This is a genomic window from Geminocystis sp. NIES-3709, assembly GCF_001548115.1.
GTDB lineage: Bacteria > Cyanobacteriota > Cyanobacteriia > Cyanobacteriales > Cyanobacteriaceae > Geminocystis.
Map to the genome: position 1 here is coordinate 3,932,691 of NZ_AP014821.1, position 21,962 is coordinate 3,954,652.

The 21,962-nt window shown below is 34.2% G+C and carries 14 protein-coding genes and 2 pseudogenes; 8 read left to right on the forward strand and 8 right to left on the reverse strand.

The features are described from left to right. Positions 1–50: 50 nt before the first annotated feature. Both GM3709_RS16800 and GM3709_RS16805 read left to right on the forward strand, forming a co-directional pair. Positions 51–2,900: a hybrid sensor histidine kinase/response regulator gene (locus GM3709_RS16800; RefSeq protein ID WP_066121433.1), complete on the forward strand. Its 2,850-nt coding sequence runs from the start codon at positions 51–53 to the stop codon at positions 2,898–2,900. 61 nt (positions 2,901–2,961) lie between these two features. Next, complete coding sequence (locus GM3709_RS16805) at positions 2,962–4,155, forward strand: PleD family two-component system response regulator (RefSeq protein WP_066121435.1); 1,194 nt, start codon at positions 2,962–2,964, stop codon at positions 4,153–4,155. Positions 4,156–4,228: 73 nt separating this feature from the next. On the opposite strand, the gene GM3709_RS16810 is transcribed toward GM3709_RS16805, so the two are convergent. Then, positions 4,229–5,002, reverse strand: coding sequence for a class II glutamine amidotransferase (locus GM3709_RS16810; RefSeq protein WP_066121437.1), 774 nt, complete (start codon positions 5,000–5,002; stop codon positions 4,229–4,231). 226 nt (positions 5,003–5,228) lie between these two features. Here GM3709_RS16810 and GM3709_RS16815 point away from each other — a divergent pair, with 226 nt between their 5' ends. Then, positions 5,229–5,801, forward strand: coding sequence for an HPP family protein (locus tag GM3709_RS16815; RefSeq protein ID WP_066121439.1), 573 nt, complete (start codon positions 5,229–5,231; stop codon positions 5,799–5,801). A gap of 239 nt (positions 5,802–6,040) precedes the next feature. On the opposite strand, the pseudogene GM3709_RS21555 reads toward GM3709_RS16815, so the two are convergent. From GM3709_RS21555 to GM3709_RS16840, 6 genes and pseudogenes are all read right to left on the reverse strand, one after another. Further along, positions 6,041–6,736: pseudogene (locus tag GM3709_RS21555) on the reverse strand (MBL fold metallo-hydrolase); the annotation flags it as partial. 954 nt (positions 6,737–7,690) lie between these two features. Beyond that, positions 7,691–8,191 (reverse strand): annotated as a pseudogene (locus GM3709_RS21560) (FAD/NAD(P)-binding protein); the annotation flags it as partial. 134 nt (positions 8,192–8,325) lie between these two features. Then, positions 8,326–8,691 carry a rhodanese-like domain-containing protein gene (locus GM3709_RS16825; protein WP_066121442.1) on the reverse strand — a complete coding sequence of 122 codons (366 nt, stop codon included), beginning with the start codon at positions 8,689–8,691 and terminating at the stop codon, positions 8,326–8,328. Between the two features lie 168 nt (positions 8,692–8,859). Next, a complete protein-coding gene (locus GM3709_RS16830) occupies positions 8,860–9,561 on the reverse strand; it encodes an MgtC/SapB family protein (RefSeq protein ID WP_066121444.1) in 702 nt (233 codons plus the stop codon). A 118-nt stretch (positions 9,562–9,679) separates the two neighbouring features. Continuing rightward, complete coding sequence (locus GM3709_RS16835) at positions 9,680–11,416, reverse strand: hypothetical protein (RefSeq protein ID WP_231937589.1); 1,737 nt, start codon at positions 11,414–11,416, stop codon at positions 9,680–9,682. An 89-nt stretch (positions 11,417–11,505) separates the two neighbouring features. Further along, the gene (locus tag GM3709_RS16840; RefSeq protein WP_231937590.1) at positions 11,506–12,531 is read right to left on the reverse strand and encodes a sulfate ABC transporter substrate-binding protein; all 1,026 of its coding nucleotides are present in this window, start codon (positions 12,529–12,531) and stop codon (positions 11,506–11,508) included. Between the two features lie 204 nt (positions 12,532–12,735). Here GM3709_RS16840 and GM3709_RS16845 point away from each other — a divergent pair, with 204 nt between their 5' ends. The 5 genes from GM3709_RS16845 to GM3709_RS16865 all read left to right on the forward strand — a co-directional run bounded on the left by GM3709_RS16845 (position 12,736) and on the right by GM3709_RS16865 (position 20,506). Then, positions 12,736–13,098 carry a PleD family two-component system response regulator gene (locus tag GM3709_RS16845; protein WP_066121451.1) on the forward strand — a complete coding sequence of 121 codons (363 nt, stop codon included), beginning with the start codon at positions 12,736–12,738 and terminating at the stop codon, positions 13,096–13,098. Between the two features lie 63 nt (positions 13,099–13,161). Then, positions 13,162–13,743, forward strand: coding sequence for a chemotaxis protein CheW (locus tag GM3709_RS16850; protein ID WP_066121453.1), 582 nt, complete (start codon positions 13,162–13,164; stop codon positions 13,741–13,743). A gap of 8 nt (positions 13,744–13,751) precedes the next feature. Continuing rightward, entirely contained in the window at positions 13,752–16,175 is a 2,424-nt protein-coding gene (locus GM3709_RS16855; protein WP_066121455.1) for a methyl-accepting chemotaxis protein, read from the forward strand. A 132-nt stretch (positions 16,176–16,307) separates the two neighbouring features. Beyond that, positions 16,308–19,205 carry a hybrid sensor histidine kinase/response regulator gene (locus GM3709_RS16860; protein WP_066121457.1) on the forward strand — a complete coding sequence of 966 codons (2,898 nt, stop codon included), beginning with the start codon at positions 16,308–16,310 and terminating at the stop codon, positions 19,203–19,205. 107 nt (positions 19,206–19,312) lie between these two features. Beyond that, positions 19,313–20,506: a PleD family two-component system response regulator gene (locus tag GM3709_RS16865; RefSeq protein ID WP_066121459.1), complete on the forward strand. Its 1,194-nt coding sequence runs from the start codon at positions 19,313–19,315 to the stop codon at positions 20,504–20,506. 104 nt (positions 20,507–20,610) lie between these two features. On the opposite strand, the gene glyA is transcribed toward GM3709_RS16865, so the two are convergent. Beyond that, complete coding sequence (gene glyA / locus GM3709_RS16870) at positions 20,611–21,894, reverse strand: serine hydroxymethyltransferase (protein ID WP_066121461.1); 1,284 nt, start codon at positions 21,892–21,894, stop codon at positions 20,611–20,613. Between the last annotated feature and the right edge of the window lie 68 nt (positions 21,895–21,962).

The following is a 21,962-nucleotide window of genomic DNA, read 5'->3' on the forward strand; positions in this document are numbered from 1 at the left end:
TTTTGGATTTAAAGATATAAATTCAACTAAAAAAATAGGTGATTATAATCATGGATAGAGAACAACAAATTCGGCTTAATTTCTTGGCAGAAGCAGAAATCTATTTAGATCAAATTGAAGGAGTTTTGTTAGAAATTAACGATCGTTCGATGGATAGTCAAAGTCTTGATATTGTTTTACGATCGGCACATTCTCTCAAGGGTGGAGCGGGAATGATGGGATTTTCTCATTTAAGTAAAACTGCTCACCGTTTAGAAGATTTTTTGAAAATATTACGAGTTCGCTTTGACTCTATCTCCATTACCGATGAAGTGCAAACTTTACTATTAAAAGCAATAGATAATTTAAGGCAGATTGTTAATTTCTATCAACAGGGTAAAATTATTGATGAAGGTTTTTTAGATAATCAAGTTAATCCTATTTTCGAGGGTTTAAGGCATCATTTAGGAGACTTACTCGAAGATGAAGAAAATGACCTTTTTGCTCTTAATCAGAATATAGGAAGTGAATTAGCCTTATTTGAAGAAGAAGTCGATCGACTATTAGATGAGTTTTCTTCACAGATAACCAACCTTTCTACCGAAGAATTACAGAAAAGTTTAATTATTCTGACAGAACAATTGATGGTGTTTAGTCAAATGGCTGAGGTATCATCTTTTACCCAACTATGCCAATCTATTCAACAACAAACTTTCGTTACTCCATCAGAAAATATACCTTTACTCGCACAACAGGCTTTAGATATTTGGAGACAATCTTATGGTTTGGTTATCACCGGTAGTCAAGACAAGATACCAACGGAATTAGATCCCTTTGCCTTAGAAATAGATGATATACCAGAATTCAACTTAGATTTACAACAGTTACAACTACAATTAGCTCAAATTGAAGAAGAATCTTTAGAACAACTACCGTTGCAAATAGAAGAATCGATCGAAGAATTACCCATAATAAAGACGACGAAGGTGGTAACTTCATTACCCGAAAATCAAAATCTTCGGAGGGCAAATGAATCGATGAAAATGGTAAGGATTCCTGCCAAACAATTAACTCAATTTAATACTCTTTTCGGCAAATTAATTCTCGAAAGAAATGCCGTCAATGCACAAATAGAACAGTTAAAAAACTTTGCTTCTTTGATGCGAGAAAGAATGTTTAAGTTAGAACAATCTCAAGAAAGGTTGACAAAATGGTACGATCGAGCCTCTGTAGAGGGTTTAATTAATACTGTAGCACAAACAAAAGCAAACATTCCTATTTTAGTTAATGGTTCTCAAAAAAACCAGTCTGATGAATACGAGTTCGACACTCTGGAAATGGATCGTTATACAGATTTACACTTAATTTCACAAGATCAAATTGAGACGATCGTGCAACTGAAAGAAGTTAGTATCGATATTCAATTAGGATTGTTGGACATTAACCAAGATATGGGGGAATTAAATCAAACTATTACGGCATTACAAAAAAATGTTACTCGTACTCAGATGACACCTTTTGCTGATGTAGTAAAACAATTTCCTCGTATGGTAAGAGATTTATCGGTACAATTCAACAAAAAAATTAAACTTAACATTGAAGGAGAAGCGACTTTAATTGATCGTACGGTTTTAGACAAACTTAATTCACCCCTTAATCATCTATTACGCAATGCTTTTGATCATGGTATTGAACCCATCGACATTCGTACTGCACGAGGAAAATCTCCCGAAGGCAAAATTACCATCTCAGCTATTAACAAAGCAAATCAAACTATCATCACCATTGAAGATGACGGTGGAGGTATTTCTTTAAAGAAAATTGGCGATCGTTTGCAAAAAATCGGCATTCCCCAAGAAGAAATCGAGAAAATGTCAGATGCCCAAATTCTTGATTATATTTTTGAACCCGGATTCAGTACCAAAGAACAAGTAACAGAACTTTCCGGGCGAGGTGTAGGAATGGATGTAGTGCGTACCAACCTAAGAGAAGTTAGGGGAGATATTCAGGTTAAAACTAAAGAAGGTATTGGTACAACCTTCATTATCAACGTTCCTTTTTCTTTATCTGTCTTGCGAGTCATGTTATTAGAAAGAGGAGGACTTGTTTTTGCAATCCCTATCAATAGTATTAAAGAGTTAAAATCTTTTAGTCCTCAAGATATTACCACTATTAACGATCGAGATCAAACCCTTTGGAATGGTCAGAATATTCCTGTAGTGGCTATAGAAAAAACCTTAATTTTTACTCGTCCTTATAAATCAAATCCCCTCAAAGGTAATCCAGTTATTAATCGTCCCACTCTTTTAATTATAGGAGAAAATAATACATTGGGAGGTCTTTATCTCGATCGAGTATGGGGTGAACAAGACGTAACAGTATATCCGATTCAAACTCCAATTCCCTTACCTCGTGGCTTCAATAGTTCGATTATTCTTGGTGACGGCAGAGTAATTCCTCTAATCGATCCGGCAGAAATGCTACAAAAATGTTTAGAAGAATCTCACTCAAATCACTATTTAGATCATCAATATCTTAATTCTCAAGAAAAAATCAAGCGAATTTTGATCGTGGATGACTCAATTAACGTGCGCAACTATCTAGCTTTAACCCTAGAAAAAGCAGGTTATCAAGTTGAATCTGCCAAAGACGGTAGAGAAGCAGTGGATAGATTATGTAATGGTTTATCCGTTGAAGGAGTGATTTCCGATATAGAAATGCCTCGCCTTGATGGTTATGGTTTGCTAAAAGAAGTCAAAACTAAAAAAGAATTTCAAAATTTACCGATTATTATGTTAACTTCTCGAAGTAATGAAAAACATCGAAAATTAGCGTTTAACTTAGGTGCAAATGGTTATTTTTCAAAGCCTTATAATGAACAAGAATTATTGCAAAAATTAGAAACTTTAATTACTAAGTAATCTTATTTTAAAAGGCAATACCACTAAAATTTTTACTATCAACTATTTACTATTAATTATTATGAACACTATTTTAAAACCCAATCAATTATTTGAAGATTTCAATTTACCCTCTACCAATGGACAATTAGAAATAAGAAAAAATAAAGTCTTTTGGCAAGTTTCTTTACTAGAGGGAAAAATAGAATTAGCTACCCATTCTTTACAATCAGGACAGACTTTAAAATATTATTTACGCAGTGTTGGTGCTGAAAATAATATGAAACTTGATTTTTTAACCGAGAAAAATAATGAAGTTAGACAAATTATAAATCTCTTAGAAAAAGGTGGTTTTATTAATAGTAAACAAAAGTCTATGTTGCGAAAAAAAATTACAGAAGATGCACTAGAATCGCTTTTTTGGCTAAGTAAACAGAAAAATGGTGAACCATTAACTCAGGAATTTAACCCCTTAAAAAGAGAAGAGAATGACATCATTAACTCTCAGCATTTATTAGAAATTGAACCTTTAATTAGAAATATTAATCATCGTTGGCAATCATGGCAAAAACTCAATCCTACTATTATTTCTCCCCATCAAAGACCAATTTGTACTGATCCTTCTTTGTTGGAAAAATATACTTCTTCAGGTCATTTATCCGTTGAGGTGTTAAAACAATTAGTACAATTAATGAAAGGTTTAAGTATTCGAGAATTGGCTTTTTTTGTTCAAGAAGATGAATTAAAATTAGCACAATTATTATCTACTTATATTAAACATGGAGTTTTAAAATTACATCCGCCGAAATCACCTTTAGATTTATTACCTCAAATTCCCCTCTCAGTTTCTCAAAAACTATCAACTAATCCAGTAGAAAAACCTCCAGTTAATATTCAGAAAGTTAAACAAACTCAAAAACAACATACGATCGTATGTATTGATGATAGTCCAGCTATGCTTGAAATCATTGAGTCTTATTTAGGTATAAATAAATATAACTTAATAACTATTTCTGATCCGATGAAATCTCTTTCTCATTTATTTAAGAGCAATCCAGATGTAATTGTTATGGATATTTCTATGCCCGGTATCAATGGTAATCGTCTATGTCAGATTCTTAAAAGTAGTTCAGTATTTAAGTCAATACCGATTATTTTAATTAGTGGAGAAACCAATATTAGCGAGGATATTTTAGAGTCCACAGGTGCAAAGCATTTTTTACCAAAACCTTTCGATAAAGAGGCTTTAATTAATCTTATTCACAAATATTGTTGATAGAAAATGGAAAATGAACAATAATTGTATTATATTTATTTGCTGGTTTTGATGATGGTTACTAATAATTTTATTAGTTTGTTAGTATTAACTCACCGTCTTGAAAAACAATTAATTCCCCTTGAGAAATAGGTATCCATGTTTCATTATCTGTTAAAGGTAAAGTGGCAATAATTGCAACACGATCGATTCCATTCGTTAAAGCACGAAAATCAACAGTAACATCCTCATCAATTAAATGAGCAGCCGCAAAGGGGGCTTGACGTATTAAATAATGTAATTTTGTAGAACAATGGACAAAAAGATATTCCCCGTTAGATAGTAAATAATTGAAAATTCCGTAGCTAGATAAAGATTTAGTCACTTTTTGGAGAATAAGATAAAGTTGCTGTAAAGTTGGCTTACCATCAGGAAAATGTTGACGGAGAGTTTCTAGTAATAAGCAAAAGGCTTTTTCACTATCGGTTGTACCTACAGGTTGATAAAATCCTGTTAGATGGGGTTCAAAATTTTCTAAATTGCCATTATGAGCAAAAACCCAATAATTTCCCCATAATTCACGCTGAAAGGGGTGACAATTTTCTAGGCCAACTTTTCCGTGAGTTGCCTTACGGATATGAGCAATGACATTTTTCGATTTGATGGGATATTGTTTGACTAATTGGGCAATGGGAGATTCGATCGATGGGTTATCATCTAAAAAGATACGGCATCCTAAATCCTCAAAAAAGGCAATGCCCCAACCATCTCGATGTTCATCAGTTTTACCACCTCTGGCACAAAAACCCTCAAAGGAAAAGCAAATATCTGTTGGTACATTACAATTCATGCCCAGAAGTTGACACATAGTAAAGAAGACAGCTAAATAATTAATTGAAATGAGTATAGCAAAGGACTAGGGATAAATGTAATTTTTTAGGTATTCCAATAATTGTTGATATATGGTTTTTGTTTTTCAGTATAGATATTAGAAAAAAGGCTATTAGCGATCGCATTATAATCTACAATTAATATACTATTTTGAGAAAAATTTAGTATATTATTATACATAATGTAAAAATAACATTACCAAAATGTTAAAATCTTTAAAAAGAAAATTAAAAAATAAAAAAGCCTATAGAATAACTCGATATATTATTTATCGAGAAACAATCTTAAAACCCATTGATCATTTATGGACTTTTTTAGGGGCTTTCTTCGGTATATCTTTAATTGGTATAGTCCAAAATTCTGAATTACCATTATCAGATCATGTATTTCTTATTGGCTCTTTTGGAGCTTCAGCAGTTTTAATATACGGTGTTACTAATAGTCCTCTCGCTCAACCAAGAAATTTATTTGGTGGTCATCTTATTGGTGCTATTGTGGGAGTCTGTGTAGAAAAAATCATTCCTTCATCCCAATTAATTTGGGTAGCTTCGGGTTTTGCAGTAGCCTTGTCTATTGTCTTAATGCAAATATCTAAAACTCTACATCCTCCCGGTGGTGCGACGGCATTAATTGCGGTGATTGGTTCGGCTAAAATTAAAGCCCTAGGATTTTGGTATGTATTTAATCCTGTACTCAGTTCGATTTTTATTATGTTTATAGTGGCTATTATCTTCAATAATATTCCAGACGATCGATCTTATCCTCATCGTCAATAAAATTAAACTTCTTCAAAAATTAAAAATAAAATCAATTTTTGTTTCTAAATGGTTAATTTCAGACTATTACTTTTATTCCTTTAAGATACTCATTGACTCTATTTGGGAGAAATCTCTTAAATATACATAGCAAAATAATCGTTGTAAATTTCGGTATTTTTATCTAGTGTTTCGGCAATTTTTTCTTTTTCTTGTTGTGCTAAATTAACGTTATTTATTAAACTATCTTGAGAGATAAAATCTCCACAATATTCGTTTGCCGGCACAGCAGAATCCATCTTTTTGGGATAGCTAAGATTAAGATTATTCATAATAGTAATAAATTGTTCCCGAGTACGATCGACAAATCGAGGATTAAGACGTTTTTCTTCACCGATAGTTGAAACAGTACGCCCTTTATAATCATGGGCAGGATATACTAAGGTTTCATCAGGTAGAGTAAATAATTTTTCTGTAATAACATCGTATAAAGTTCCAGCGTCTCCTCCTTGAAAGTCTGTACGTCCACAGCCTCGAATAAATAAAGCATCTCCTGTTAAAAGGTGAGTTTTGTTGACTAAATAAGTAATATGACTAGCTGTATGTCCGGGTGTAGTTATTGTTTCGATCGAGATTGAACCGATTTTCAAGGTTTCTCCACCACTCAAAGACCGATCAGCCTTAGTAACAGACGGATTATAGGGTACAATGACTTTACATCCCGTTCTTTGTCTAAGTTTTCCCGCCCCTGTAATATGATCAGCGTGAAGGTGAGTTTCTAAGCAGTAAATCAATTTTAATCCCAATTCTTCCAAAACTTCCAAATCTCGATCGACTTGTTCTAATACTGAATCTACTAACACTCCTTCTTTAGTTTGACTATCAGCAATGAGATAAGTATAACTGCTTGTTTCGGGATCAAAAAATTGACGAAATAGGAGAGTATTTGTCTTAATACCATTATTTGAAGAAATTACAGGAATAGAATGGCTAGGTAAAGGACGTACTCTTAAAGGAAGATCTGCTAAAATCCTTTCAGCTAAAGATTGTGCTTGTTGTCTCAATTCTGGTATAGCAATAGTTTCCCATAAATCTCCTTTGCGTGGTGTACCAATTAGGTAGAGAAAATTAGAAATATCCCCATTAGCACTGATAATGCGACTATCAAAGGTGCTATCGATTCCTAAACCCAAAATATTTGCTCGAATTAGTCCTTGTGCTTGTAAATCAGTAATTAAAGGATGAGGACATTGACGATAATCTGTGGAAATACCAGTACAGTTAATTACTCGATCGACTAAAATAGTCTTATCCTCATTTTGATGTCGAAGACAAATTGTTACTGCAACTTTATCCCCTTGCCTTCGATAGTTTTTAATTCTTCCTGCATTGATCGTTAATTGTCCTAAATTCAATTTTTCTGTGATAATTTGGGCAATATTTGGGGCGATGCGATGACGGTGAATATCCCAATAGGGATTAACATGACGTAAAAACCGTTTTTGTTCAATTTTGGGTAATTTTTGCCATAATTTCTGGGTAATAGGGCGTAATGAGTCAATAATCGATCGCCAATTATATCCATCCTTTTGTGCTTGTTGAATCTCTTGTCTAATTAGTTTAACTAACCCTCTGATAGTATTCGGTGCATTCTCTACCGTCAAAAAAGAGTTATAAGATTTAGCTTTTTGATGACTTTGAGGACATAAACCTCGACGAGAAAAAGCGTAAATTTTACCTTGATGAGAACGATCGTGTAATGCCACAACCATATCTATCATTGTTAAACCCGTACCCACCAAAAGTATATCTGCGGTAGAATCAAGATTATCTAAAGCAGAATTTGACCAACCATTATAAGAGTTATTATCTTCACTTTTTGAAGGATTCACTGGGGAATTACCTATGGCTAAAACCACTTTATTGGCGGTGAAACATCTACCGCTACGCAAAGAGATTAAATTGCCTTTTTCTGACTTTTCAACCCCTACTACCTCATCTTGGAGAGTTTCTAAATAAACATCATTCCGGCTAGTGGCTTGGGCTTCTGCTAAGATAGATTGAATATATAAACCGTAAACTTTACGAGGAATAAAAGTACTAGGATCGATCGATTCAGGTAATAAAGTTTTCAACTGATCATGATTATAGTTAAGCCATCGTAAAAAATGTCCTGAATCGTTGGGAAAAGCACTCATGTTACCAGCAGAAACATTTAATAAATGACTGTTTTCTTCAGTAGAATAAGCAATACCTGTTCCTATTTCTTTGTTTCGTTCAATGAGCTTAATAATCAAAGGTTGAGTCGCATTTTTTAAGAGATGAACTGCAATTAATGAACCACTAAAACCAGCTCCTACAATAGCAATAGTTAAAGGATTAGAAGCGTTGAGAAAACTATTATTAAACATAATTACACCTCTTAGAAAAATTTGTTTATCTTAGAATACATTGTCAATTTTGAAGATAAATTAATTCTAAAAATTATTTTTTATAATAAACAAAAATAAAAAAATTTTATTAATCATCTTCATAGAGGATGGTACTATTCTGACACTATTTCTTTGCCTTTATTTGTCCATGCAGTAATTCCACCTTCAAGAGACACCACATTACGATAACCCAACTTATTGAGGACATTTGTTGCTAAAGCACTACGATTCCCACCGGCACAGTAACAAATAATTTTAGTTGATTTATCGGAAATAACTCGATCGATATGATCTTCAATTAGATTTAAACTAAGATTTTGTGCGCTTATTAAATGCCCTGCTTGATATTCAAAACTTTCCCGAACATCAAGAACGACAACATCATTTTCCTTAATAATCTTTTCTACTTCATCAGGAGAAACTTGTTTAATATGTGCTTTTACTTGGGAAGCGAGTTTAATTAAGTCTTGGTGAGTCATAATTTTATTTCAATTGTTTATTAAATTTAATACTTATGATTTTGTCTGATTAACACCTTCAACCCTTATTAATTAAAGTTTAAGACATCGAAATCAGGTATAATTCATAGAATGAAATTAAAAATGAAAGTGATTGTATTTAATTATTTTTTCTTCAAAATATAAAAATTAACCAAATTCTTCTTCAATGATGCGCCAACTAACGGAAATAACTCCTTTTTGTAAACTCAATCTACTGGCAATTTGTTCTAAAAGTTGATCGTCTCTGCTTTGGGTTAACATCTCAGCCTCTACGTTTACTTTATCAGGAGTGTTGTGGTAATCTTCACTGTGTAATGCTCTGAGAGTTATATTACTAGAGCTTACGGATTGTAACAATAATGCCCTAACATGAATTTCCTGCTTTCTTTGACACACTAAGGAAAATTGATAAGCTAACTGTCTTTCTGTGCCTTGTAAAGATTGTTCATTAATACGATTAGCGATCGGACGTAAAACGGTATTAGAGAGTAAAACAGCTATAGCTCCAATAAAGGCTTGATAAATGAAACCACCACCAGCTAAAGAACCGATCGCAGCAGAACACCAAATAGTAGCGGCTGTATTTAATCCTCGAACAGTGATACCTTCCCTTAAGATGACACCTCCGGCTAAAAAACCGATGCCAGAAACTACTTGAGCGGCTATACGAGTAGGACTTGCATCGTTGGGAGTGAGAACAGAAAGCAGTACAAAAAGAGCTGAACCGGTTGCCACTAAAGTACTGGTACGTAAACCAGCCATTCTTTGTCGCCATTGACGTTCAAATCCTAGTATTGAACCAAGTAAAAAGGCAACGGTTATCCTAACCGCAAAATCTGTCCATCCCATGGTTATTCACCTCTACTAATGGTTAAATTTAGGTTAACAATAGATTAAGACATTGATTTTAGGATACAGTTAGTCTTGATGTCAAGATGTTTCTGAATACATTTAAGGTTAAAATGGATTATTTCAAGCGAATGGCAACCCCGTGTAAGTCGCTGTGTTCTTTACCGATATAATCATGACCTCCGGCAATTTTGGCGATCGCACTATCTTGGGTATTAGAACTGCGTAAAACTGAAACTAAATGCCCAGATGCACCATTTTCATTAAGCTCGATGACACCAACTCCGGGGCAACTTCCTTGACCAGAATGTGCTACAGATACAGGAATTGCACCCCGTAAAGCCACAAATACATATTTACCATCGGGACTAGCTTCCATTAAATCGGGAGCAGGATCATTTTTGGGTAAATTAGGATCATCGGTGATAGATGCAGAAGCACAAGCGCCCACTCCTTTACCTTTACCATCGGCGGAGGTAAGATCGTAACTGGTATGTTTAAAGGTTTTAGTGTCGAATACTTCGATTTTGTTTTGAATGCGATCGGTATTGTGAATATATGAACCTGAGACGGTTTTAACCATACCATGATTATCATGACGAGTACTAACGCCGGGTAACTGTCCAGTGGTATTTTCTTTTTCTCCAGTAGTGCTACCATTGCTAGAAGTATTATTTGCTTCTTTATAGACAATTACGGGTTCGGGAGTATTAGGTGCATTAGGAGTCGTGCCAAAAGCCTTGTCATCTAAAGTATAGAGACTGAAGGTTGATTGGGTAGCCCCCGCATCGGAAGCGGAAACCCCTGCATTTAACCAAACTTTGCCATCAACTTCAACACCACCACAACCTGCACCATTAAGCACCTGTGAGCCATATTCCCCCACAATACTCATGGGGGTAGTTTTTGTATTGGCAACGATTAACCCCCCTGCGGCTAAAGTAATATAAGCATGATCTGTACTAGAAACAATGGGACAAATGATTAAATTATTAGCCCTACCACCTTTGTCGGCGTTTGTCCCAGCAGTACAACCATTTTCTTTACACTCTTCATTGGGAGTTAAATCCCCTAACGCTCCCTCATCGTAACTGCCTGTAATTTTACCGATTAAGTCGTGATTTTGAGCATTTTTACCGAGATAAACTTTAGCAGAATCTGTAATTTCTGTACCTTTTCCGACTCCTAAAGAAGCTGATTTGTTATACACTGCATCGATAATTTTACCTTGGGCATTACGGGTAATATCAATTCTTTCTAAAAGTTTACCGTTTAAGTTTGCCAATAATAAGGCACTACCATCGGAGTTCCAAAAGGACATATGTACTGAACGTTTAGGATCACTGCCATTAGTACCTGTTACTCGAAAAAGTGCGATCGCCTCTTTGGTTTCTCCATCAATGATACCTGCATAACCACCGCCGGGGGTGAATAAATTAACATTGAGATACTTGTTTTGAGGATCGGTTAACATACCGTGTAAACGTCCAAATCCTTCTAAATCGGCGATCGTCTTACCAGTAGCCCCATTTTCATCATATTCGGCTAAATTCTTGGGAAAAATGACGTTTATATCGCAAGGGCCATCTCCTGTTTTATTTGTACCATCACAACCGAGGGGTTTTGCTGGTGTACCAGTTTTGATTTGGTTTTCTACATCTTTACTATCCCACACCCAAATCCAACCGCCTTTAACTCCTGCTTTTTCCATTCCAGCAACGGAGTTAGATTGATCTGATCCCCAGATTTCATAACTCGGATTCGCTGCTATCCCTTGATAGATAATCAATAAAGTGGTGACAATGGCGATCGAAATTAAGGCGATAAATTTTTTCAGATATTTTAATGGATTCATGATCTCCTATTGATTAGTGGTGAAGGGTGTTATCAGATTACATTATAGATAATTTTTACTTGTTGTCAAAATAAATTAGGATACAATTATTATCGTTTGGCGATAATTTGGTCAAAAACTGCTTTATCGGCGAAGAATTTAGTCTGAATTTGTCCCCAACCGCCAAAATCTTTTACTGTCACCAATTTTTTAACCGTCGGATATTCAGAGGCAAATTCTTTAGCAACTTGATCATTCACAGGGCGAAAACCAACTTTAGCAAATTCCCTTTGTGCTTGAGGAGTAAATAAATATTTGACAAAGGCTTCTGCTATTTTCCTTGTGCCATGTTTATCAATGTTTTTATCCACTACTGCCACAGGATTATCGATCGAAATATTATAATCTGTGGGTACATAGTAAGGAACTTGAGAACCTTTTTTCTTGGCTAAAATTGCTTCATTTTCATAATTTAATAAGACGTTACCTCTACCTCTTTTATAGAATACGTCACTAGCTTCTCTGGCATCTTTAGGTAATTGAGGTACAGGAATATTGCGATAAATTTTCTCCACAAATGCTTTAGCTTGGGCATCTGTTCCACCATTTAGAGCAATTGAACCCCATAATCCTAAAAAATTCCATTGAGCACCACCTGAAGTTTTTGGACTAGCGGTAATTACTTTAACATTTTCATTGGCTAAATCAGACCATTTTTTGGGTTTGATCCCTTTTTCACGGGTGATAAATGTGATTACGGATTTAGTTACGATCGCACCATTGGGAGCTTTATTTTCCCATCCTGATTTTATTAATCCTGCTTTTTCTAGTTTTTTTGTATCTCCTGCTAAGGCTAAAGCCGCAACATCTGCTTCTAAACCGTTAATAATGGCTTTAGTTTGAGTGCCAGAACCAGCATAACTTTGACGAAACACGACATCTTGTCCTGTTTTCTTTTTCCAATCGGCAACAAATTGAGGAATAATTTTTGAGTAAGCACTTTGAGTCACTGCATAGGAAACCAGAGTAATAGTTTTTGGCTGTTGTGCTTTTGCTGAAAAATTCAAAGAAAATAATAAAGCGATAATTAAACCTGCTAACCCTAAACTGATAAGGCGTAGATATTTAGAAAACATAAGTTTTTGCTTCATTTTATTTTTATTAAAATTCAATTTTAAATGTTTTTAAAATCATTTTCAAGAGTTTTGTCTGAAATGAGTCATAAAAAATAAAGTTCAATAATGATTTATGGATAAAGATTTTAGATTGTTTGATGGTTGCCAAAGTACAGAAGAATATGTTATTTTCTAAATTAGAAAACAAGCAGAAATGAATTTTAAATCGTGCAAATTTTAATTGTAGATGATTTTAAATCAGAGTTAGAGTTAATTAGTGAGTATTTAACTTCCGATGGTTATTCTGTAATTACGGCACTGAATGGTCAAGAAGCATTAGCGAAAATTGCTGAGAATAAGCCTGATGCAATTATTACAGATTGGATGATGCCAGAAATGGGAGGGTTAGATTTATGTCGGCAATTAAAAAAAAATCCAGCAACAGCGAATATTCCTATTATTGCTTGTACGGCAAAAGATAAAGATCTCGATCGTCTTTGGGCAAAAAAGCAAGGTGTAAAGGCTTACTTAGTGAAACCTTGTTCAAAAGAAGAATTAATTAATGCAGTGGAATCTATCAATCAATAAAATCAGTTATTTTTTGTTAATTTTTGGCTTTTTGTCAGCCTTCAGGAGGAAACTTTCCTAGATATGTCAAGCACTTCAACTATTTCTCGATTACAAGAATTATTGCCTCAATTATTTCAAGCATCAGAAATCAAAGGCGATCGTTATCTTCGTTTTGGTATTAATAAATTATCCGTTTTAATCCCTATGGGTAATATTCAAGAATCTTTATTAGTGTCAGGGGAAAAAATTACACCTATTCCAAAAATGCCTTTATCCATGATGGGACTCATCAGTTCCAGAGAAGCCGTATTTTGTGTGTTTGACTTAGGACAATTAATTGGTTTACCCCCCTTATCATCTTATTTAAGACAATATCATGTTGTGGTTTTAAAAGAATTGTCCTCAGATTTATTGATAGGAATAGCAGTGCATCAAATTCAAGGAGTGACGAGGGTTATTTCTGAAGAAATTTGTACTGATGAAGAAATTTATAGTTTGTTACCAAAAAAAGATCTCCCAATGTTTTTAAAAAATTACTTTAAAGGCGGTTTTCAAGATATGGGAGAAGATTTATTAATTTTAGATTTACCGACGTTATTTTCTCAGATCGAATCATCCCATTTACAAAAGGAATCTCACGATTACATATTAAATCAAAATTGAAGGTAATTATGACTATATCTAACAATGAAAATTTGATTCAAGATCAACAAGCCTTATCTCATTCTCTGATGAGAAAAAAGATAATTAATGATCTATTCTCTGATTTAAAAAATAAATTTTCTCCTCAAAATACTCCTCAATCTTCTCGACGTACTTTACGCAATCAATTATTAATTACGATTTTACCTACCGTAATTGTTCCTTTGGCGATCGCAAGTACTGTGGCTATTAGTTTTACTCAACGTCAAGCGAAAGAAAAATTACAGATTGACACGATTCAAACTCTGCGTTTAGCGGCAGAAGCAACTCGTCAATCAATGGAAGATATTTTTAGGGTGACAGACTTACTCGAAATTAATCCCGTAGTAACAGAATCCTTAACATTCGCTTACAACAAAGTACAATCTGAAAAATTAACGACAAAATCTGTAGAAGATTTAGAACAAACTTACAATGAAAAAAGGTTACTTTCAGAATCACAGAGAAAGAATATTAATGACTACTTACAAAATATAACGAGTAGAGAGTTATTAGATAATATTGTGGTGACGGAAAAAAATGGTTATACCGTTGATTATAGTTCTCGATCGAGTAGTTTTGTTCAAAATAATAGTGATTGGTGGGATTCTGTTTCCTTTGAAAATCGTAGAGTAATAGAGCCACAATTCGATGAAACTTCAGGTACAGCTTTTGTAACCTTGATTCGCTCCATTAAAGATCCTATTTCTACAAACTTTTTAGGCATCACCAAAGTTACTAAATCCATTGAAGATTTAAACGAGCGTATCTTTGATTCTTTGAAGGTTAAAATTTCTGAATCTCAAGAGGTGCAAGTCGTTAGTGCCAGTTCTGGAGAGGCTTTGAGTACTTTTACTATTGAAGATGCTCAAGCATTAGGGGAAGTAAGAGGAGGAGAGACTCTGATTGAGGCAATTCGTCTTTTTCAATCTTCTATTACAGATTCCCCAGAAGAACCAGAAGTTATTATATCTAACTTAGAAGGAAAAAATGGGATTTCTAATGTCAGTATCAGCAATACAGTCACTGATGAATTAATTTTGTCTTTGGAACTTCAAGAGCGAATCTTTAATGTCCTTAATGTACCAGAAAGTGATCTAGTAGTGGTTGCATCGGTAGAAAAAACTGAAATTGCTCGAGCAGGGCAGAAATTAGCACTCAATCTGACTTTTATTGCTATCATTCTGGCTGCGATCGCCACAGTACTTGTGGTATTATTAGCTCGACAACTATCTCAACCCTTAACTAACCTCACCAATAAAGCTCAACAAGTAGCAGATGGTAACTTAGATGTACAAGTTGAGCTACAAGGTACATTAGAAACTTTTACATTGGGGGATAGTTTCAATAATCTCGTCAAACAGGTAAATAACCTCATCACCGAACAAAAAACTGTTGCCCAAGAAAGGAAAAAAGAGAAAGAGAAACTAGAAGCAGAAATTACTCAACTTTTTGAAGAAGTAGAAGGCGCTTTAGAAGGAGATTTAACCGTAAAAGCTAGTTTAGATTCGATGGAAATTAGTACCGTTGCCGATTTAATTAACGCTATTATTGACAACTTAAAAGAGATTGCAATTCAAGTAAAACAATCTACAACTGAAGTGGGATCATCTTTAGTCGCTAATGAACAATCTATTCAACAGTTGACAGCACAAGCCATTAAAGAAGCACAGGCGACAAGTCACACCTTGGAATCGGTACAAGAAATGTCTAAGTCGATCGAAATTGTCGCTCAAAATGCTAACCAAGCGGCGACTCTAGCAGATGATGCTTTTAAAGAAACCCAAGAAAGCACACAAGTTATGGATGATACCGTTACCAGTATTATTAGTTTGAGAACTACTGTTGGTGAAACCGCCAAAAAAATAAAGCGTTTGGGAGAATCTTCTCAGAAAATTTCTCAGGTGGTGTCTTTAATTGAAGAAATTGCCCTCAAAACTAATTTATTGGCGATTAATGCCAGTGTAGAAGCCAGTCGAGCTGGTGAACAAGGTCAAGGTTTTACGGTTGTAGCTGAACAAGTAGGCGCATTAGCGGAACAATCCGCCACAGCTACGAAGGAAATCGCCAAAATTGTCACTAATATTCAGTTAGAAACTCAAGAGGTATCCCAAGCCATGGAAGTCGGTACGACTCAAGTGGTTGATAGTACCCGTTTAGTCGAAGCAACGAAACAACGCCTAGAAACAGTGTTAGAGCGATCGCAACGAATTAATGATTTAATGCAGTCTATTTCTCAAGCAACAGTGACACAAACGGATACATCGGCTTTAGTAACGGAGTTAATGCAACAAATCACCCGTTTTTCTGAAGAAAGACTGAAGTCTTCTCAGGAGGTGTCAGAATCTATGCGTAATACCGCTCAAGTTGCTCAAGAGTTACAGTCCGCCGTAGCACAGTTTAAGATTGAGTAGTTTCTGTTTATGCTGGCTTGGATTTAAGTCTCGCAAAGGTGCAAAGTTTGTTTAGTCGAAAAATAAAGTTTTTTATCAACGAAATTCAACAAAGTATTGCTAGTTATTCATCAAAATTAATGGTAAAAAGAAATGGATCGAGAAACGCAAATTCGGCTTAATTTTTTGGATGAAGCACAAAGTTATTTATGTCAAATTGAGGGAATTTTATTACAAATAGATGATCTCTCTATCAATTTCCACAGTCTTGATATTGCCCTACGATCGATACATTCTCTCAAGGGTGGTGCTGGAATGATGAGATTTTCTCACTTAAGTAAAACTGCCCACCGTTTAGAAGATTTTTTGAAAATTTTACGGGTTCGTTCTGATTCTATCTCTATAACGAATGAAGTGCAAACTCTTTTATTGAAAGCCTTAGATATTTTAAAAGACATTATTAATTCATATCAGCAGGAGACAATTATTGATGACAGTTTTTTAGAAAATCAAATTAATCCCATATTTGAGGATTTAAGGTACTTTTTAGGGGATTTGCAAGAAAATGATGAAAATAACCTCTTTGCCCTCAATCAAGGTACTGGAACTGAATTAGAGCTATTTTTAGAAGAAGTCGATCGTCTCTTAGATGACTTTTCTACCCAAATAATTAATCTCTCTCCTAAAGAGTTACAAGAAGATTTAATTATTCTCATGGAAGAATTGATGGTATTTAGTCAAATGGCAAATATCGAGGTTTTAACCCAACTATGTCAAGCTATCCAACAACAAACTTTAGTTACTCTCCCTGATAATATATCTTCTTTCGCACAACAGGCTTTAAATACTTGCCGGCGATCGTATACTTTAGTTCTTGAGGGCAGCCTAGATAAAATATCCACAACATTAGAAATCGATTCTTTTCCTACCGATATTGAGCAAGAATTTAATCCGAGTAATTGGAATGACATTGATCTTGATTTAACAAAGTTACAAGATGAATTGAATAACATTGATCTTGATTTAACAAAGTTACAAGATGAATTGAATAACATTGATGAGGAATTTTTAGCACAAGAATTGCAATTTTTAGAAACTAATCAAACTATCAATAAATTAGCAATTACAACTCCATCACCAAAAACTCCGGTAGTAACAAATGAAGCCATGACAATGGTAAGGATTCCTGCCAAACAGTTAGCTAAATTTAATACCCTTTTCGGTAAATTAATTCTCGAACGAAATGTTGTTAATGCACAACTTGAACAATTAAAAAACTTCGCTTTTCTAATGGGAGAGAGAATGTTTAAATTAGAAGAATCTCAAGAACAATTAAAGAAATGGTACGATCGAGCTTCTATTGAAAGTTTAATTAATACAGTAGCCGAAACAAAAACTTTAACGACTATCTCTAATGCTTCATCGGTGATAACACAAAATCAGCCAGATAAATTCGACATCCTTGAAATGGATCGTTATACAGATTTACATCTCATATCTCAAGAACAAATCGAAACTATAGTACAACTAAAAGAAGTTAGCATCGACATCCAATTAGGATTGTTAGATATAAACCAAGACATGGGGGAATTAAATCAAACAATTACTGCATTACAAAAAAATATTACTCGTAGTCAAATGACTCCCTTTGCCGATGTCGTTCAACAATTTCCCCGAATGGTAAGGGATTTATCAATACAATTCCAAAAAAAAGTTAAACTCTATATTCAAGGAGAAAATACTTTAATCGATCGAGCAGTATTAGATAAACTTAATTCACCCCTGAATCATCTATTACGCAATGCCTTTGATCATGGTATTGAACCCATCGACATCCGTACTGTACGAGGAAAATCTTCCGAAGGCAAAATTACTATCTCAGCTACTAACAAGGCAAATCAAACTATCATCACCATTGAAGATGACGGTGGTGGTATTTCTTTAAAGAAAATTGGCGATCGTCTCTTAACAAAAGGTATTCTACCAGAAGAAATCAAAAAAATGTCAGAAAACCAAATTCTTGACTATATTTTTGAACCCGGATTTAGTACAAAGGAACAGGTAACAGAACTTTCCGGGCGTGGTGTAGGAATGGATGTAGTTCGCACTAACCTCAGAGAAATTAGAGGAGATATTCAAGTCAAAACCAAAGAAGGTATTGGCACAACTTTTATTATTAACATCCCGTTTTCCTTATCGGTTTTACGAATTATGTTACTGGAAAGAGGAGGACTTGTTTTTGCTATTTCCATCAATAGTATCAGAGAACTAAAATCTTTTAGTCCTGAAGATATTACCATTATTAACGATCGAGATCAAACCGTCTGGAATGGTCAGAATATTCCTGTAGTTAAAATAGAACAATCTTTACCTTTTAACCGTCTTTATAAATCAAATCCTCTCAAAGGAAATCCTGTAATCGATAAGACTACTTTGATGATAGTCGGAGAAAGCGATACATTAGGTGGTATGTATCTCGATCGAGTTTGGGGTGAGCAAGAAGTGACGGTGTATCCGATACAATGCCCTATTCCCTTACCAAAAGGCTTTAACAGTTCAATTATTCTCGGAGATGGTAGAGTTATTCCCCTCGTAGATCCAGTCGAAATGATACAAGAATGTTTACAAACTTCTACGGAAAATTATTATTTTCCTCATCAATATATTAATTCTCAAGAACAAATCAAGCGTATTTTGATTGTAGATGATTCTATTAACGTACGCAACTATCTAGCTTTAAACGTCGAAAAAGCAGGTTATCAAGTAGAAGAAGCCAAAGATGGTAGAGAAGCAGTCGATAAATTATGTAATGGATTATTGGTGAAGGCTGTAATTTCTGATATAGAAATGCCTCGTCTTGATGGTTATGGTTTGCTAAAAGAACTAAAAAGTAAAAAAGAATTTAAAAATTTACCTATTATTATGTTAACTTCTCGAAGCAATGAAAAACACAGAAAGTTAGCTTTTAATTTAGGTGCAAATGGCTACTTTTCAAAGCCTTATAATGAACAAGAATTATTACATACTTTAGAAGTTTTAATCCATAAATAATCATGAAAAATAAACAATTAATTAATAAAATTAACATCTATTTTCGATGTAAAAATACCTAAATTAATCATTCCCAATTGTAAATCTTTAATTACTCATTACTTATTATGAATACTATGTTAAAACCCATTACTTTATTTGAAGATCTAAGTTTATCAGCAACTACCGGTCAAATTGACATTGATAAAAATGGCATTCTCTGGCAACTTTTTTTATTAGATGGAAAAATAGAATTTGCTAATTATTCTTTACAATCAGGAAATACAATTAAACATTATTTACGAGCTATTGGAGATCAAAACTTTACTAAGTTTGATTTTTTAACTAATAATATAAATAATATAAAACAGCAAATTAATCTATTAGAAAAAGGTGGTTTTATTACTACTAAGCAAAAATTATTGTTAAAAAATAAGATTACAGAAGATGCGATTGAATCACTTTTTTGGCTAAGTAAACACAAAAATGAATCAATATTGAACCCAAAAATTAAACCGTTAAAATGGGCAGAAAATGAAATAATAAATCCTGAACATTTATTAGAAGTAGAACCCTTAGTTAAAAAGATTTATCATCGGTGGCAGTTATGGCAAAAACTAAGTCCAACTATTGTTTCTCCCCATCAAATACCTACTTGTACAAATCTTTCTATACTAGAAAAATATAATTATTCAGGGACTGTTTCTCTTAAAATTTTAAAACAATTAGTGCGATTAATGAATGGTTTAAGTATTCGAGAATTAGCTTTTTTTATTCAACAAGATGAATTAAAGTTAGCACAATTATTATCTACTTATATTAAACATGGTATTTTACAATTACATCCTCCAAAAGCACCTTTAAATTTATTACCTCAAATTCCTCAAGAAATCCCTCAAAAAGTATGGACTAATTTTTCAGAAATAGAATCGATTAAAAATCCATCTGTTAAACCAAATCAAAAAAAATATACGATCGTGTGTATTGATGATAGTCCAGCAATGTTAGAAATAATTGAATCTTATTTAGATATAAATAAATATAATTTAATTACCATTTCTGATCCTATGAAATCTCTTTCTTATTTGTTTAAAAGTAATCCAGACGTAATTGTTATGGATATTTCTATGCCCGGTATCAATGGTAATCGTCTATGTCAAATTCTGAAAAGTAGTTCAGTGTTTAAATCTGTACCGATTATTTTAATTAGTGGTGAAACTAACATTAGTGAAGATATATTAGAGTCCACAGGTGCAAGAGATTTTCTCTCTAAACCTTTCCAGAAAGAGGCTTTAATTAACCTTATTCACAAATATTGTTAACTTGAGTAAATTATTTAAAATGATAACAGCAATACATTAGTCTGTAAATAAAACATTAAATCCCTCAAAAAAGAGGGACTTTTTCACTTTTAATAACAGAGAAATTATACTAAAGCGTGTACGGGAATTCTTAAATGAGGATATAAGGGGAATCGATCACACAATGTTTCAACACGTTTAATACAATCTAATCTTACTGCTTCATCTTCTGGGTTTAAAAGTCTGTCAGCGATAATGTTAGCAACTTCGGTAAATTCAGTTTCTTTTAAGCCTCTAGTGGTTTCTGCCGGAGAGCCTAAACGTAAGCCACTGGTAACAAAAGGAGATTCAGGATCGAAGGGGACAGTATTTTTGTTCGCTGTGATGCTGGTTTTACCTAATAACTGATCTGCCACTTTACCAGTCATACTGATCGATCGTAAATCCACTAAGTTGAGGTGATTATCTGTACCACCAGAAACTAACTTAAACCCTCTTTTAACTAATTGATTTCCTAAGGTTTGGGAATTGAGGATAACTTGCTCACAGTAAGTTTTAAATTCGGGTTTTAATGCCTCTCCGAAGGCGACTGCTTTACCTGCAATGACGTGTTCTAAAGGGCCTCCTTGAGTACCGGGGAATACCGCTTTATTGAGTTGTTTACCTAATTCTGCGTCACGGGTAAGGATTAAACCACCACGAGGGCCTCTCAATGTCTTATGGGTTGTGGTAGTCACTACATCGCAATAAGGAAGGGGGTTAGGATGTAATCCTGTGGCAACTAAACCAGCAATATGGGCAATATCTGCTAATAAATACGCTCCTATTTCATCTGCGATCGATCTAAATTTGTCAAATTCAATGATGCGAGGATAAGCAGAGTAACCGCAGATAATAAGTTTCGGACGCTCTTTTAAAGCAATTTCTCTGATTTGATCATAGTCTAAACGCTCGGTTTCTTTACTTACACCATATTGACACACCTCGAACCATTTACCAGAGACGTTCACAGGGGATCCATGGGTTAAGTGTCCACCGTGAGATAAATCCATCCCCATAATTTTATCCCCAGGTTTGAGGAGGGTTAAAAACACCGCAAAATTAGCTTGTGCGCCTGAATGGGGCTGAACATTGGCCATTTCTGCACCAAATAGCTGTTTTGCTCGTTCTATAGCTAAATCTTCGGCTTGATCTACAAATTTACAACCACCATAATAACGTTTACCCGGTAAACCTTCTGCATATTTATTGGTTAAAACCGAACCCTGGGCAGCCATTACCGCAGGAGAAGTAAAATTTTCACTAGCAATTAACTCTAAATGTCCTCTTTGACGTTGTAACTCGTTAGCAATAATCTCAGCGATCGCTGGATCTGTATCGGCTAAAAACTCTAAGTTAGTCTTACTCACTTTAATCTAATTTGTCATATAAATATACCCTATCTATCATAATAGATTCTTGGTTCATCCTTCGATTT